The following is a 13,500-nucleotide window of genomic DNA, read 5'->3' on the forward strand; positions in this document are numbered from 1 at the left end:
TGCGGTGATCCTTGAAGGCTCAGCCGCTTATCCCTTCCCGCGCGCCCGCGCGCAAGATGTGATGTCCCTGCTCAGACCAGAGTCGCGATTGTCGCGCGCAGCGTGGGCAGGCCCCAGCCCTTCTCGGCGGAGGTCACGATCAGTTCCGGGTAGGCGGCGACGTGTTTGGACAGCGCTTTGCGCACCTGCTCCAGCACCTTCTCGCGGTCTTTCTCTTTCACCTTGTCGGCCTTGGTCAGCACGACCTGAAAGGTCACGGCGGCACTGTCGAGCAGGCTCAGAATCTCGCTGTCGACCGGCTTGATCCCGTGGCGATGGTCGATGAGCACAAAGGCCCGGCGCAAGGTGGCGCGGCCCGACAGGTATTGCTTGAGAAGGCGCTGCCACTTCTCGACCTTGTCGAGCGGCGCGTTGGCATAGCCATAGCCGGGCAAATCGACCAGATAGCGCTGGGAGCCCAGACTGAAATAGTTGATCTCCTGCGTGCGCCCTGGCGTATTCGACGCCCGCGCCAACGCCTTGCGGCCCGTCAGCGCATTGATGAGCGACGATTTTCCCACGTTGGAGCGGCCCGAGAAACAGACCTCCAGCCGGTCAGGCTCGGGCAGGCCCGACATGGCGACCACGCCCTTGACGAACTCGACCTCGCCCGCGAAAAGCTTGCGACCCGCCTCGGCCTCGGCCTGCTCCGGCTCGGCGGCGATGGGATAGGGCAGGTCGGTCATGACGGCGTTACCGCATCGCCAAGCGCGACGTCCCCGCCCTCGGTCACCACCGCACGGACCGAGAAATCCTGGTGGCCGAAACTGTCGAGCGCGGCCAGAATATCGGCATCGCGCGCGCCCGTGTCGGGATTGGCATGGGTGGCCAGGCAGCGGTCGGTCCGTTCCTCGACCCGCAGCGTGGCGCCGCCGACCGTGACCTCCCGGCCGATCCAGTCGAATTCCGCCCAGGGGGCAAGCCCCTCGATCCAGATATTGCCGCGCCAGCGCTGCGGCGACAGGTCCGCGCCAAGCCGCTCTTCCACCGCCTTGTGCGATGCGGCGTTGCACAGCGTCACAGACGGAAACGCGCTGTCGGTGAAGTTCTGCGCGCGCGCCCGTACCACCCGGTGCGAGGGCGAGCGGTTCGCCGGGACAAGCCCGCCGGCCCACGCGATCAGGCGCTCGGGTTCGTCATCGGGGTGGAACTCCAGCTCTCCGAGATCCGGGTGGCGCAGCGTCACGCGCCCGGTCGCCTCGTCCAGGCGGGACGAGATCGCCGCGAGCCCCGGCGCCTTCGCGGCGCGGGAGAAATTCGCGCAAGACGCCCAGTCCGTTCCGTCGGCCTTGCTTTCGGTATGCGCAACGGCCCAGACCCTGTCCCACGGCAGGGCCTTTCCCGGTTCCAGCGTCACGCGCACAAGCGTCTCCCGCCCGTGGCTCTTGATCGGGTAGCGCCAGATCGCGCTGACGCGCCCGGTCATTTTTTCTCGTCTTTCGGCGTCTTCTTGAAGCCCGACTTGATGTTGCCAAAGACATCCGGCTTGTAGCCCTGGCTGCGCATGATCAAGTATTGCTGGATGAAGGTGATCGTGTTGTTCGCGATCCAGTACAGCACCAGCCCGCTGGCGAAGCTGCCCAGCATGAACATGAATACCCACGGCATCCAGGCAAAGATCATCTGCTGCGTCGGGTCGGTGGGCGCCGGGTTCAGCTTTTGCTGCAGCCACATCGAGATCCCCAGAAGCAGCGGCAGGATACCGATGAAAATGAGCGCCAGGATGCTGCCCGGTTCGGGCGCGGCCCAGGGCAGAATGCCCCAGAGGTTATAAAGCGACGAGGGATCGGGCGCAGAAAGATCGCGGATCCAGCCCACCCACGGCGCGTGGCGCAGTTCCAGCGTGACGAAGATCACCTTGTAGAGCGAGAAGAAGATCGGGATCTGCAGAAGGATCGGCAGACAGCCCGAGGCGGGGTTCACCTTCTCCTTCTTGTAAAGCTCCATAATCTCCTTCTGCAGCTTCTGGCGGTCGTCGCCGGCCTTTTCCTTGATCTCCTGCATCTGCGGCTGAAGCTCTTTCATCTTCGCCATCGAGACGTAGGATTTATAGGCGAGCGGCAGCAGCGCGGCTTTGATGATGAGCGTCAGCGCGATGATCGCCCAGCCCATGTTGCCGATGAGCAGGTTCAGCCAGTGCAGCATTGCGAAGATCGGCTTCGTGAGGAAGAAGAACCAGCCCCAGTCGATGGCGTCGAGAAACTTGGTGACGCCGCCTTCGTTCTGGTACTCGCGGATCGTGTCCCATTCCTTGGCCCCGGCGAAAAGCCGGGTGGAAATCGTGGCCGTTTGCCCGGGGGCCAGCGTCTCGGTCTTCTGCTTGATATTGGTCTGATAGATGTTGCGCGCGGTGTCCTGGAAGGTCGAGAACTGCGCGCCGGCAGCCTGCCCGGGAATGAGTGCGGTCATCCAGTAATGATCGGTGAACCCGGTCCAGCCGGTCTCGGCGATGGCGACGTTGTCGTGCTGCCCGGCGGGTTCGAAATCGTCGTAGTCGGTTTCGGTGAGTTCCCCGTCGGTGATGCTGATCGCGCCCTCGTGCAGGATGAAGAAATTCTTCAGATCCTGCGGCTCGCCATGCCGCGCGAGCACGCCATAGGGCGCGATGGTGGCGGTGGCGCCGCCGGTGTTTTCAACAGATTGCGTGACGGTGAACATGGATTTTTCGTCCACAGCCATCTCGCGCCGGAAGGTCAGGCCACTGCCATTGTCCCAGCTCAGCACGATCGGGCTGTCGGGCGTCAGGGTCTGGCCCGAGGCCAGCGACCAGACGGTGTTGGCGCCCGGCACCTGATCAGGCGTCAGGCCGCCGCCCGGCGCCCAGCCGAAAAGCGCGTAATAGGCGTGGTCCCCGCCGATGGGCGAAAGCAGCGTGACGATAGGGGCGTCGGGCTCCAGCGTCTCGCGGTAATTCTTGAGCATCAGGTCGTCGATGCGCCCGCCGCGTAACGAGATAGAGCCCGTCAGGCTGGGCGTGTCGATCTCGACGCGCGGGGCGGTGTCGGCGGTCGTGGCGGTCTCGGGGGCGGTCGCGGTGTCTGTCGCGGCCGCGCCGGCGCTTTGGGGCACCGCGGCCACATCGCCGCCTGAGGCCACATCGCCCGTCGGGGCGGTGGGCGCGCCGTCCGTCGCGGTGGCGGTGGCGCCGTCGGGCGCGGGTTCCGGCTCGGGCGGCGGGAACAGGACGAACCAGATCACGACGACAAGCAGGCTGAGCACCGTTGCCAGAAGAAGATTCTTGTTCTGTTCATCCATCGCCGGGGGCCACTTCATCTCATTGCTGTTCCCGGGGGTTCAACAGAGTGACGCGCGAAAGGTCAAGGGGTCTGGGACGATTCCCTGCGCGGTCGTCCCTGTGGCATATGGCCTTATCCGGTCTTGCGGCCGATCGGCGGCGGGCTTTGCAGACGCGCGAGATGCGTTTCGATCCACGGCAGCGTGTTTTTCAGCGGCATCGGCCTGGCGATGCCGAAACCCTGAACATGGCCGCAGCCGAGCTGCGCCAGCATCGCATGCTCGCCCGCAGTCTCCACCCCTTCGGCGAGGGTTTCAAGGTCAAGCTGCTCGGCCATCAGCTGGATCGCGTTGACCATGCGCCGCTGCTCGGGATCGCAGTCGATCTTGCGCACGAAGGACCGGTCGATCTTCAGCCGCTGCACCGCGAAACGCCGGATCGACGAGATCGAGGCATGGCCGGTGCCGAAATCGTCGAGATCGATGAGGCATCCCATCTCGCTCAGCCGGCGGATATTGCGCGTGACCGTGTCATCGGGGGTCGAGGCGACGACGGATTCCAGAATCTCCACCGCCAGGCGCCCGGGCGTCAGACCCGCGCGGTCGATATCCCACGCCACCCGGTCCGGCAGTTTCGGATCGCGCAACTCTTCAGGGCAGAAATTCACGCCCACATGCGGGATATCGTAACCGGCCTGCGCCCAGGCTTTCATCGCGTTCAGCGCGTCCTGCAGGATGATCTCTCCCAGCCGCTCGGACTGTCCCATCGCCTTGATCGCCGGCAGAAACTCGTCGGGTGGCACGATGCCCTGCGTCGGGTGGTGCCAGCGCGCCAGCGCCTCAAAGCCGGAAATCCCGCCCGTGTCGGTGCAGAGTTGCGGCTGGAACCAAGCACAGATCTGGCGCGCCTCAAGCGCGTGGCGCACGTCGTCATGGCTGCCCTGAGCCGTGCCGGCGCGCCCGCGCAGTTCGGGCGTGTAGGCGCGGATCGCCGAGGGCGCGTGCCGCCGCGCCTCGCGCAGCGCCATGCCGGCGGCGTCGGCCAGGTCGCGACCCGACCCGCCCGGCATCAGAACATCCAGACACAGCCCGACCGAGGCCGAGACGTAGACCGTCGTGTTGTCGAGTGCGACCGGCTCTTCCACCGCGGCCTGCAGGCGCGCGGCCATCTTCAGGCCGGTTTCCGAATCGACCTGCCGCACCGGCGACAGCGCGACGCCGATCTGCCCGCGGCCCAGCTTGACCACCTTGTCGCCGTCGCGCAGCGCGTTGCCGATCCGCGTCACCGCACAGCCCATCACCCGGTCCGCGGCGGCCTGCCCGTGGCGGTCCAGCAGCAGGTCGAAATCGTCCACCTCGATCAGGAAGCAGCCCGTCTTGCGCAGGCACCTGCGCGCCACTTCCAGCGCGTCGTCCAAAGCCGCTTCAAGACCTTCTGCGTCATCCCCCTCTTCCGGGGTAGGAGAGGCCGCGCCGACCAGCGCAAGCAGAAGCGGAAAGGCCAGCGCCGTCGCCAGAAGGGCCGGTTCCCCGCCAAGCCAGAACCCCGCCAGCACGACCGCAGGCAGAAAGGCCAGCGCCTGCGGCCCCGAAAGACCCGTGGCCAGCGAATGCCGAAGCGCAGTCAGCGAGGTGAACAGGGAAGGGCGCATGGCAGAGGGTCCCGAAAAGACACGCCACCTTGCTACGCGCGGCAGGTCAACACCGAATTAACGCAGCTTCGGCAGGCCCTTGTCCTTTTCCTCTAATTTTACGGTTTCCCGGGTCAGACCGGCGAAATCGAACAGCTTGGGGTCCAGAAGATGCGAGGGCCGCGCGTTCATCAGCGCGCGGAACATGACCTGCCGGCGGCCGGGGGAATTTGCCTCCCACCCGTCCAGGATCTGCTTGACCTGCTGGCGCTGCAGCCCGTCCTGGGATCCGCACAAGTCACAGGGAATGATGGGATAATTCATCGCCCGCGCAAACCGCTCGCAATCCGCCTCGGCCACATGCGCAAGTGGTCGGTAAACGAAAAGATCGCCCTCTTCATTGACCAGCTTCGGCGGCATCGTGGCCAGCCGCCCGCCATGAAAGAGGTTCATGAAAAACGTCTCAAGGATATCGTCGCGGTGATGGCCCAGCACCACGGCCGAACAGCCCTCTTCGCGCGCGATCCGGTACAAATGCCCGCGCCGGAGCCGCGAACAGAGGGCACAATAGGTCCGCCCGGCGGGCACCTTGTCGACCACGACCGAATAGGTGTCCTGATACTCGATCCGGTGCGCAACGCCCATCTTTTCAAGGAATTCGGGCAGTACCGTCGCCGGAAACCCGGGCTGCCCCTGATCGAGATTGCAGGCCAGCAGATCGACCGGCAAAAGCCCGCGCCACTTGAGCTCGTGCAGAACCGCCAAAAGCGTATAGCTGTCCTTGCCGCCCGAAAGGCAGACCAGCCAGCGGGCGCCGGGCTTGACCATGCCATACTGCTCCACCGCCTCGCGCGTCTGCCGCACGATGCGCTTGCGCAGCTTCTTGAACTCGGTGCCAGAGGGCGCGCGGGCAAAAAGCGGATGGATCTCGTCAGTCTCGTCAAGCATGACGCCGGCTTTAGGGGCTTTGACGGTCCCGCACAAGGGCAGGTGACATATGCGGCGGCACCGCCACCGGCGCGACCCGCCGGGCAGATCGGCGTGATGCATCTGCGCACCAATATGCTATGCTGGCGTCAAATGCATTGAAATATTTCTTCATTTTCCGGACCTTGGCCTTTCGATGACCAGTGATTTGCCCCAAGCACCGCCACAATTCTTCGGCAGCGAAGCACAGCAGCGGATGCAGGCCATCGCGCACGATTTATGGCCCCTGCTCAACAGCAGCCCGGCCTATGGCTACGAAGGAAGAATGGTCGGCATCGATGGCGCCACGGTCGCCGACCAAGAGGCCGTCGCGGCGCTGGCCCGGATTCAGGGCGCGACGGTGTGCCATTACACGCCCTTGGTGCAGGAAACGGCGCTGGGCCGCGCCTTTGCTCAGGGTGGCCTCGTGACGGATCGCTGGGATCAGTTCATGGGTGGCGCAGATTGCTGGCAGCGCTGTGCGGCCTTCGTGGCCGGCTTTCACATGCCGCGCGGCTATACGCTCAACCGGGTCGGGGCCGACACGCCGGCGCGCACGCTTGCGGCGTTGGCCGAAACGGCGCTGGGCTGCGGGGTCCTGCCGCCCGCCCTGCCGGTGCTCAGCGGGCAGCGCTTGAATGCGGTCTGTTACTTCCTGCAGGCGCCTGATGGCGGCGTCGCGGCCTGCGCGGGCGCGGTGATGCGCAACCATCCCGACAGCCCATTCGCCCGCGCGTCTTGGTGGGGCATGCTCGCCACGCGCCAACAGGACCGCGGCCATGCTCTGTCGCTCTATCTCGGAGCACGCGCGGCCCTGCATATGCAAGAGGTGTTCGGGGCGACCTCGGTCTATACCGGGGTGCGCCATGACAACGCGGCGTCGCGCCATGTCTGCAAAAAGCTAGGCGTGACCGAAAGCGACTATGCCTGCCTGGCTATTCTCGATCCGGGCTTTTTCGGCGCGGGCGGCTACACGAAGTAGACCCGCGGACAAGGTCTACTGTCACACATCGACCACGCCGCCGCGCGTTCTGCCGGGGCGGTCAGCCTTCCGCGCCGTCTTCGATCATTGCGCGGATGATCGCCTTGGCGCTGTCGGAATTCCAGACCGCGTCGCCCTGTAGGCGCGCGACCTCTCTGCCCTCGCGGTCCACGAGGATCGTCACCGGCAGGCCCAGCACGCCCATGGCGCGCGACAGGGTCATCGGACGGTCGATATGCAGCGGAAGGTCGGTCACGCCGATCTCTTCGAAGAACTTTTCCATCGCGGGGCGCGCGTTGCGGCCGACGGCGATGGTGACAACCTCGAAATCCTCGCCACCGAACTCGTCCTGTAGCTCGGCCAGCATCGGCATCTCCTTGCGGCAGGGCGCGCACCAGGTCGCCCAGAAATTCACCAGCGTGACCTTGCCCTTGTAGTCGGTCAGCCGCGCCTCGGCGCCTTCGCCGGTGGTGAAAGTCTCCTCCGAGACCGGCATCGGATCACCATGCACGACCAGCTTTTTCATATCGCCCTCGCGCAGCCCGGCAAGGTCGGACCCCGCCAAAGCCGCGTTTGCACCAAAGGCCAGCGCCGTATAAAGGACGGTGACGAACAAGGTTTTCACAGCGCCTCCCAAGAGCTCGGACATGACAGACAAATCCTCCAACCAGATGTGGGGTGGCCGCTTCGCCGCAGGCCCCGATGCTATCATGGAAGCAATTAACGCCTCCATCGGTTTCGACAAGCGGCTCGCCGCGCAGGACATCGCGGGATCGCGCGCCCATGCCGCGATGCTCGCCGCCGCCGGTATCGTCTCTGATAAGGATGCAGAGGCGATGAGGGAAGGCCTTCTCACGGTCTTGTCAGAGATCGAGGAGGGCCGCTTTGCGTTCTCCACCGCGCTGGAAGACATCCACATGAATGTCGAAGCGCGGCTGAAAGAGATCATCGGCGATCCGGCGGGCCGCCTGCACACCGGGCGCAGCCGGAATGACCAGGTGGCGACCGATTTCAAGCTCTGGGTCCGCGATCAGCTCGACGCGGTGGACGGCGCGCTCGTCACGCTGATGCGCGCCTGCCTCGCGCAGGCCGAGGCCGGCGCGGACTGGGTGATGCCAGGCTTCACCCACCTGCAGACCGCGCAGCCGGTGACCTGGGGCCATCACATGATGGCCTATGTCGAGATGTTCGGGCGTGACCTCGGCCGCGTGCGTGACGCGCGCAAGCGGATGAACGAATGCCCGCTGGGCGCGGCGGCGCTGGCCGGCACGTCCTTTCCCATCGACCGGCAGATGACCGCCGAGGCGCTGGGGTTCGACCGGCCCGCCGCCAACAGCCTCGATGCGGTCAGCGACCGCGATTTCGCGCTCGAGTTCCTGGGCGCGGCGTCGATCTGCGCCATGCATCTCAGCCGCTTTGCCGAGGAACTGGTGATCTGGTCCTCGGCCCAGTTCCGGTTCGTGTCACTGTCCGACCGGTTTTCCACCGGCTCCAGCATCATGCCGCAGAAGAAGAACCCCGATGCCGCCGAGCTTATCCGCGCCAAGATCGGGCGCATTTTCGGGGCCAATGTGGCGCTGATGACCGTGATGAAAGGCCTGCCGCTGGCCTATTCCAAGGACATGCAGGAGGACAAGGAACAGGTCTTCGACGCCGCCGACAACCTGATGCTGGCGCTGGCCGCTATGGACGGGATGGTAAGGGACATGACCGCCAACAAAGACAACCTGCGCGCCGCCGCTGCCTCGGGCTTTTCCACTGCGACCGATCTGGCCGACTGGCTGGTGCGGGTGCTTGGTCTGCCCTTCCGCGAGGCGCATCACGTGACGGGCAGTCTCGTGGCGCTGGCCGAGGGCAAAGGCTGTGATCTGCCGGACCTCAGCCTTGCGGACATGCAATCGGTCCATGGCGAAATCACCGAAGCGGTCTATGATGTCCTCGGGGTCGAGAACTCCGTCGCCTCGCGCACGAGCTACGGCGGCACTGCACCCGTCCGGGTGCGCGAACAGGTTCAACGCTGGAAGGAGATCCTGGGATGAAAAAGGGAATGATGCTTGCCGCGGTGGCGCTTCTGGCGGCCTGCGGTGTCGACGGAGAGCCTGTGCGCCCGAACTATAACGGAACGATCAGCGCGGGCAGCGACGGCGTGCGCGCCGGCGTCGGCGCTTCGGTCATCCGTGGCAATGTAAGCGTGCATGTGGGAACCCGCCTGTGAAGTGGATCTTTCTCGCGCTGGCCGTCTGGGGCGCCATCCACCCGATGGCCTATTTCCTGCAATGGTTCGGCGAGAACGAGGGCGGCCTGATGGGTATGGTCGATGCCTGGCATGCCAATCCGGCCACTTCGGGGCTGGTCTGGGATCTCACGATCGCTGCCGTGGCGCTGACCGTGTGGGTGATTTACGAGGCATTGCAGCGGCGCGACTGGCTGCGCCTGCTGGCGATCCCAGCGACCTTCTGCATCGGGGTCAGCTGCGGGCTGCCGCTCTATCTTTTCCTGCGGATGCGCTGACCGCGACCGCAGGACCGGAGGTTTTTTCCAAGAAGAAGCGAGGCGCGGGCGCGCCCGGAATTGCAAACCCGCGCGCCCGTGATATGAGGCGCGTCAAGCAAGGGGCGCGAGCGCATGGATCATTTTCTTTATCGTGATGGCGAGCTTTATGCCGAGGATGTGGCCGTGGCCGAGATCGCGGCCGAGGTGGGCACGCCCTTCTACTGCTATTCCACCGCCACGCTGACCCGGCATTTCCGGTTATTTGACGAGGCGCTGGGCGACATGCCCCATCTTGTCTGCTACGCCATGAAGGCCGCCAGCAACCAGGCGATCCTGCGCACGCTGGCAGGTCTTGGCGCGGGGATGGACGTGGTCTCGGGCGGCGAATACGCGCGCGCCAAAGCGGCGGGTGTGCCGGGCGACAAGATCGTCTTTTCCGGTGTGGGCAAGACGCGGGAAGAGATGCGCCTCGCCCTTGAAGGCGGCATCCGGCAGTTCAACGTGGAAAGCGAGCCCGAGATGGAGGCGCTCTCGGAGGTCGCCACGTCCCTTGGCGTCACCGCGCCCATCACCGTGCGCGTCAACCCGGACGTGGACGCCAAGACTCACGCCAAGATCGCCACCGGCAAAAGCGAGAACAAGTTCGGCATTCCGATTTCCCGCGCCCGCGCCGTCTATGCTCATGCCGCCGCGCTGCCGGGGATCGAGGTGATCGGTATCGACGTGCATATCGGCAGCCAACTGACCGAGTTGCAACCGTTCCGCGACGCGTACAGGAAAGTGGCCGAACTGACCGAGACCCTGCGCGCCGACGGGCACGAGATCACGCGGCTCGATCTCGGCGGGGGTCTGGGCATTCCGTACACTCGCTCGAACGAGGCGCCCCCGCTGCCCACCGATTACGGCGCCATGATCCGCGAGGAACTGGGCCATCTGGGCTGCGAGATCGAGATCGAGCCGGGCCGGCTTGTCGCGGGCAATGCGGGCATCCTCGTGTGCCGGGTGATTTACGTGAAATCGGGCGAGGGGCGCGAATTCCTCATTCTCGACGGCGCGATGAACGATCTCATCCGCCCGGCCATGTACGATGCCCATCACGACATCGTGCCCGTCCTCGAACCTGAACCCGGCGCCGACCAGCGCCCGTTCGACATCGTCGGGCCGGTGTGCGAATCGGGCGATACCTTTGCCAAGGCGCGGATGATGCCGCCCCTGTCAGAGGGCGAACTCGTGGCCTTTCGCAGCGCCGGCGCCTATGGCGCGGTCATGTCGAGCGAGTACAACACGCGGCCCCTCGTGCCCGAGGTGCTAGTGCACGGGCATCAATTCGCCGTCATTCGCCCGCGTCCGACCTTTGACGAGATGATAAATCGCGATACCATCCCAGAATGGTTGTGACGCCGGTTGCGTCGTGATCCGAATGGAAAGGGACGCATGGCGCGCGAGCAGTCTCCTCTGACCCCGATACTCACCCGGCTGCGCAGGCCGCTTTATCTGACATGGGCCGGCCTGATCGCCGAGCGCGTGGTGCAGGCCTTTTGGCCGCTCTGGACGCTTCTGATCGCTGTGGCGGGCCTGTTCATGCTGGGCCTGCAGGACATGGCCCCGGTCGAGGTGGTCTGGGTGACGGGCCTTGCCGCGATTGCCGCCGCGGTCGTGTTTGCCATCCGCGGCCTGCGCCGCTTTGCCTGGCCGCGCCGGGACGAGGCGATCGACCGGATGGACGCCGTCCTACCCGGGCATCCGCTGGCCGCGCTCGCCGACCGCCAGGCCATCGGCGGGGGTGATTCCGGGTCCAAGGCGCTCTGGCAGGCGCATATCGACCGCATGACCGAGCGCGCCAAATCCGCGCAGGTGGTCGAGCCCGACCTGCGCCTGTCGCGCCGCGATCCCTTCGGCCTGCGCTACGTGGCGCTTCTCGGGCTTGTGGTGGCGCTGCTTTTCGGCTCCGTGTGGCGCGCCGGCAGCGTGACGCAAACCCTGCCCGGCGGCGGCGCCGCGCTGGCCAGCGGCCCGGCCTGGGAAGGCTGGATCGAGCCGCCCGCTTATACCGGCCTGCCAAGCCTCTATCTCAACGATCAGTCCGACACTTTCCGCGCGCCCGAGGGCAGCCGCGTTACCATTCGCCTTTATGGCGAGGTCGGACAGCTTTCTGTGGCTGAAACCGTCTCGGGCCGGACCGAAGACGTCGGCGCGGCCACCGACAGCGAGCAGGCCTTCGAGATCGCCACCTCCGGCAGCTTGCGCATCGACGGGCCCGGCGGCGCGGCCTGGACGGTCGAGGCCACGCCAGACGCAGCCCCCGCCGTGGCCGTGACCGAAGGCGCGCTTGACGTCACCTTCGACGGTCAGATGAGCCAGCCGTTCGAAGCCCGCGACGATTACGCCGTCGAAAGCGGCACCGCCACCTTCGTCCTGGACATGGATCGGCTAGACAGGCGCTATGGCCTTGCCGTCGCACCCGACCCGCGTGAGCCGATCACGCTCGATCTGCCGATGCCGATCACCGGCGGGCGCGACGCCTTCGCCGAAAGCCTGATCGAGAACCTGTCGCAACACGCCTGGGCGCATCTGCCGGTCACCCTGACGATGTCCGTCACCGATGCGCAGGGCCAGGTCGGGGCCAGCGCACCGGTCGAAATGGATCTGCCCGCGCGCAAGTTCTTCGATCCGCTTGCCGCCGCCGTGATTGAACAGCGTCGGGATCTGCTTTGGGCCAAGGCCAACGCGCCGCGCATCGCCCAGCTTCTGCGCGCCATCTCCTATGAACCCGAACCGGGGCTTTTCCGCTCGGAAACCGCCTATCTGCGGCTGCGGGTGATCCTGCGCCGTCTCGAAACGCTCGCGCTTAACGGTGGTGGGCTGACCGACGAGGCGCGCGACGAGATCGCGCAGGCGCTCTGGGATCTCGCGATCCTGCTTGAGGACGGCGATATCGGCGACGCGCTCGAACGCATGCGCGCGGCGCAGGAACGCCTGAGCGAGGCGATGAAGAACGGCGCCAGCGAAGAGGAAATCGCCCGCCTGATGCAGGAACTGCGCGACGCCACGCAGGATTACCTGCGCCAGAAATCCATGCAGGCGCAGCGCGAGGGCGAGCAGAACGGCAATCAGCAGATGTCCGAAAACATGCAGATGATGAATCAGCAGGATCTGCAGGAAATGATGGACCGCATCCAGGAACTGATGGAACAGGGCCGCTTTGCCGAGGCGCAGCAGGCGCTGGAGGAATTCCAGCAGATGATGGAGAACATGCAGGTCACCCAGGGCCAGGGGCAGGGCGGCCAGTCGCCCGGCGAACAGGCCATGGAAGGGCTGGCCGAAACCCTCCGCGATCAGCAGGGTCTGTCGGATGAGGCCTTCCGCGATCTGCAGGAACAGTACAATCCAGGCGCGCAGGCCGGAGAGAACCAGGGCAACCGGGGCCGCAACGGCGGTCAGGGCCAGGGTCAGAGCCACGAGGGCCAGAACGGGCAGGGGCAGGGCCAGCAGCCCGGCCAGCAACCGGGCCAGGGTAACCAGCAGGCCGAGGGTCAGGGTCAGGGCGGACAGGGTCAGCAAGGCCAGCCCGGCGATATGGCCGGCGATCTGGCCGGCCGGCAAGAGGCGCTGCGCCGCGAGCTGGAGCGTCAGCGCAACAACCTGCCCGGCGTGGGCGGCGAGGCCGGAGAGGCGGCGCGCGAGGCGCTCGACCGGGCCGGGCGCGCGATGGAAGGCGCCGAAGAGGCGCTGCGTTCGGACGATCTGGCCGAGGCCATCGACCAGCAATCCGAGGCGATGGAGGCGCTCCGCGAGGGCATGCGCAATCTCGGCGAAGCGCTGGCCGAGAACGGCCAGCAGCAGGGCAGCGGACAAGGCCAGGCTCAGGGTCAGGCGCCCGGACAGTTCGGCGAACAGGACCCGCTCGGACGGTCGCAGCGCGGGCTGGCCGGCGACCGGGGCGAGTTCAACCAGCGCGAGGATATCTACCGCCGCGCCGGCGAATTGCTGGACGAGATCCGCCGCCGCTCGGGCGAAACCGACCGCCCCGAGATCGAGCTCGACTACCTGCGCCGCCTGCTCGACCGGTTCTGACGGCGTCCATCGCCCGCTCCGGCGTTTGACGTCTTTTTCGGCAGGGCGTGAAAACCCGCGTCCAAGTCAGACAATCGTGCC

12 protein-coding genes are annotated in these 13,500 nt (G+C 66.0%); 6 read left to right on the plus strand and 6 right to left on the minus strand.

Annotated features, from left to right (window positions below; translation table 11 throughout):
• Positions 1-71: 71 nt before the first annotated feature.
• The 5 genes from yihA to ttcA form a co-directional block, all read right to left on the minus strand.
• A complete protein-coding gene (yihA, locus tag EZV60_RS15940) occupies positions 72-725 on the minus strand; it encodes a ribosome biogenesis GTP-binding protein YihA/YsxC (RefSeq protein ID WP_135506602.1) in 654 nt (217 codons plus the stop codon).
• Positions 722-1,465, minus strand: coding sequence for an MOSC domain-containing protein (locus EZV60_RS15945; protein WP_135506603.1), 744 nt, complete (start codon positions 1,463-1,465; stop codon positions 722-724). Before EZV60_RS15945 ends, yihA begins: the two co-directional genes overlap by 4 nt.
• On the minus strand, positions 1,462-3,294 hold the full coding sequence (gene yidC, locus EZV60_RS15950; RefSeq protein ID WP_135506635.1) for a membrane protein insertase YidC: 1,833 nt from the start codon (positions 3,292-3,294) through the stop codon (positions 1,462-1,464). The genes EZV60_RS15945 and yidC overlap by 4 nt, the downstream gene beginning before the upstream one ends.
• A 113-nt stretch (positions 3,295-3,407) precedes the next feature.
• Positions 3,408-4,925, minus strand: a complete 1,518-nt coding sequence (locus EZV60_RS15955; protein WP_135506604.1) for a putative bifunctional diguanylate cyclase/phosphodiesterase — start codon at positions 4,923-4,925, stop codon at positions 3,408-3,410.
• A 57-nt stretch (positions 4,926-4,982) separates the two neighbouring features.
• Positions 4,983-5,852 (minus strand): tRNA 2-thiocytidine(32) synthetase TtcA, encoded by an 870-nt coding sequence (gene ttcA / locus EZV60_RS15960; RefSeq protein ID WP_135506605.1) that lies wholly within the window; start codon positions 5,850-5,852, stop codon positions 4,983-4,985.
• A gap of 175 nt (positions 5,853-6,027) precedes the next feature.
• Here ttcA and EZV60_RS15965 point away from each other — a divergent pair, with 175 nt between their 5' ends.
• Positions 6,028-6,852, plus strand: a complete 825-nt coding sequence (locus tag EZV60_RS15965) for a hypothetical protein (RefSeq protein WP_135506606.1) — start codon at positions 6,028-6,030, stop codon at positions 6,850-6,852.
• Positions 6,853-6,913: 61 nt separating this feature from the next.
• On the opposite strand, the gene EZV60_RS15970 is transcribed toward EZV60_RS15965, so the two are convergent.
• Entirely contained in the window at positions 6,914-7,501 is a 588-nt protein-coding gene (locus tag EZV60_RS15970; protein ID WP_245306328.1) for a TlpA family protein disulfide reductase, read from the minus strand.
• Between EZV60_RS15970 and argH the strand changes: the two genes are divergently transcribed.
• From argH to EZV60_RS15995, 5 genes are all read left to right on the plus strand, one after another.
• Positions 7,500-8,891, plus strand: a complete 1,392-nt coding sequence (argH, locus tag EZV60_RS15975; RefSeq protein ID WP_135506608.1) for an argininosuccinate lyase — start codon at positions 7,500-7,502, stop codon at positions 8,889-8,891. The two genes, EZV60_RS15970 and argH, sit on opposite strands and share 2 nt — an antisense overlap.
• A complete protein-coding gene (locus EZV60_RS15980) occupies positions 8,888-9,067 on the plus strand; it encodes a hypothetical protein (protein ID WP_135506609.1) in 180 nt (59 codons plus the stop codon). The genes argH and EZV60_RS15980 overlap by 4 nt, the downstream gene beginning before the upstream one ends.
• On the plus strand, positions 9,064-9,363 hold the full coding sequence (locus EZV60_RS15985) for a DUF2834 domain-containing protein (protein ID WP_135506610.1): 300 nt from the start codon (positions 9,064-9,066) through the stop codon (positions 9,361-9,363). The genes EZV60_RS15980 and EZV60_RS15985 overlap by 4 nt, the downstream gene beginning before the upstream one ends.
• Before the next feature lie 114 nt (positions 9,364-9,477).
• A complete protein-coding gene (gene lysA / locus EZV60_RS15990; RefSeq protein WP_135506611.1) occupies positions 9,478-10,743 on the plus strand; it encodes a diaminopimelate decarboxylase in 1,266 nt (421 codons plus the stop codon).
• A 36-nt stretch (positions 10,744-10,779) separates the two neighbouring features.
• Complete coding sequence (locus tag EZV60_RS15995) at positions 10,780-13,419, plus strand: TIGR02302 family protein (protein WP_135506612.1); 2,640 nt, start codon at positions 10,780-10,782, stop codon at positions 13,417-13,419.
• Positions 13,420-13,500: the final 81 nt, after the last annotated feature.

It is taken from the genome of Roseovarius aestuariivivens (genome assembly GCF_004761875.1).
In the GTDB taxonomy this organism is placed as follows: Bacteria; Pseudomonadota; Alphaproteobacteria; order Rhodobacterales; family Rhodobacteraceae; genus Roseovarius; species Roseovarius aestuariivivens.

Excerpts from the sequence above, each read along its gene's own strand:
- yihA (WP_135506602.1), bottom strand. The coding sequence starts at position 725 with ATGACCGACCTGCCCTATCCCATCGCCGCCGAGCCGGAGCAGGCCGAG.
- EZV60_RS15945 (WP_135506603.1), bottom strand. The coding sequence starts at position 1,465 with ATGACCGGGCGCGTCAGCGCGATCTGGCGCTACCCGATCAAGAGCCAC.
- yidC (WP_135506635.1), bottom strand. The coding sequence starts at position 3,294 with ATGGATGAACAGAACAAGAATCTTCTTCTGGCAACGGTGCTCAGCCTG.
- EZV60_RS15955 (WP_135506604.1), bottom strand. The coding sequence starts at position 4,925 with ATGCGCCCTTCCCTGTTCACCTCGCTGACTGCGCTTCGGCATTCGCTG.
- ttcA (WP_135506605.1), bottom strand. The coding sequence starts at position 5,852 with ATGCTTGACGAGACTGACGAGATCCATCCGCTTTTTGCCCGCGCGCCC.
- EZV60_RS15965 (WP_135506606.1), top strand. The coding sequence starts at position 6,028 with ATGACCAGTGATTTGCCCCAAGCACCGCCACAATTCTTCGGCAGCGAA.
- argH (WP_135506608.1), top strand. The coding sequence starts at position 7,500 with ATGACAGACAAATCCTCCAACCAGATGTGGGGTGGCCGCTTCGCCGCA.
- EZV60_RS15970 (WP_245306328.1), bottom strand. The coding sequence starts at position 7,501 with ATGTCCGAGCTCTTGGGAGGCGCTGTGAAAACCTTGTTCGTCACCGTC.
- EZV60_RS15980 (WP_135506609.1), top strand. The coding sequence starts at position 8,888 with ATGAAAAAGGGAATGATGCTTGCCGCGGTGGCGCTTCTGGCGGCCTGC.
- lysA (WP_135506611.1), top strand. The coding sequence starts at position 9,478 with ATGGATCATTTTCTTTATCGTGATGGCGAGCTTTATGCCGAGGATGTG.
- EZV60_RS15995 (WP_135506612.1), top strand. The coding sequence starts at position 10,780 with ATGGCGCGCGAGCAGTCTCCTCTGACCCCGATACTCACCCGGCTGCGC.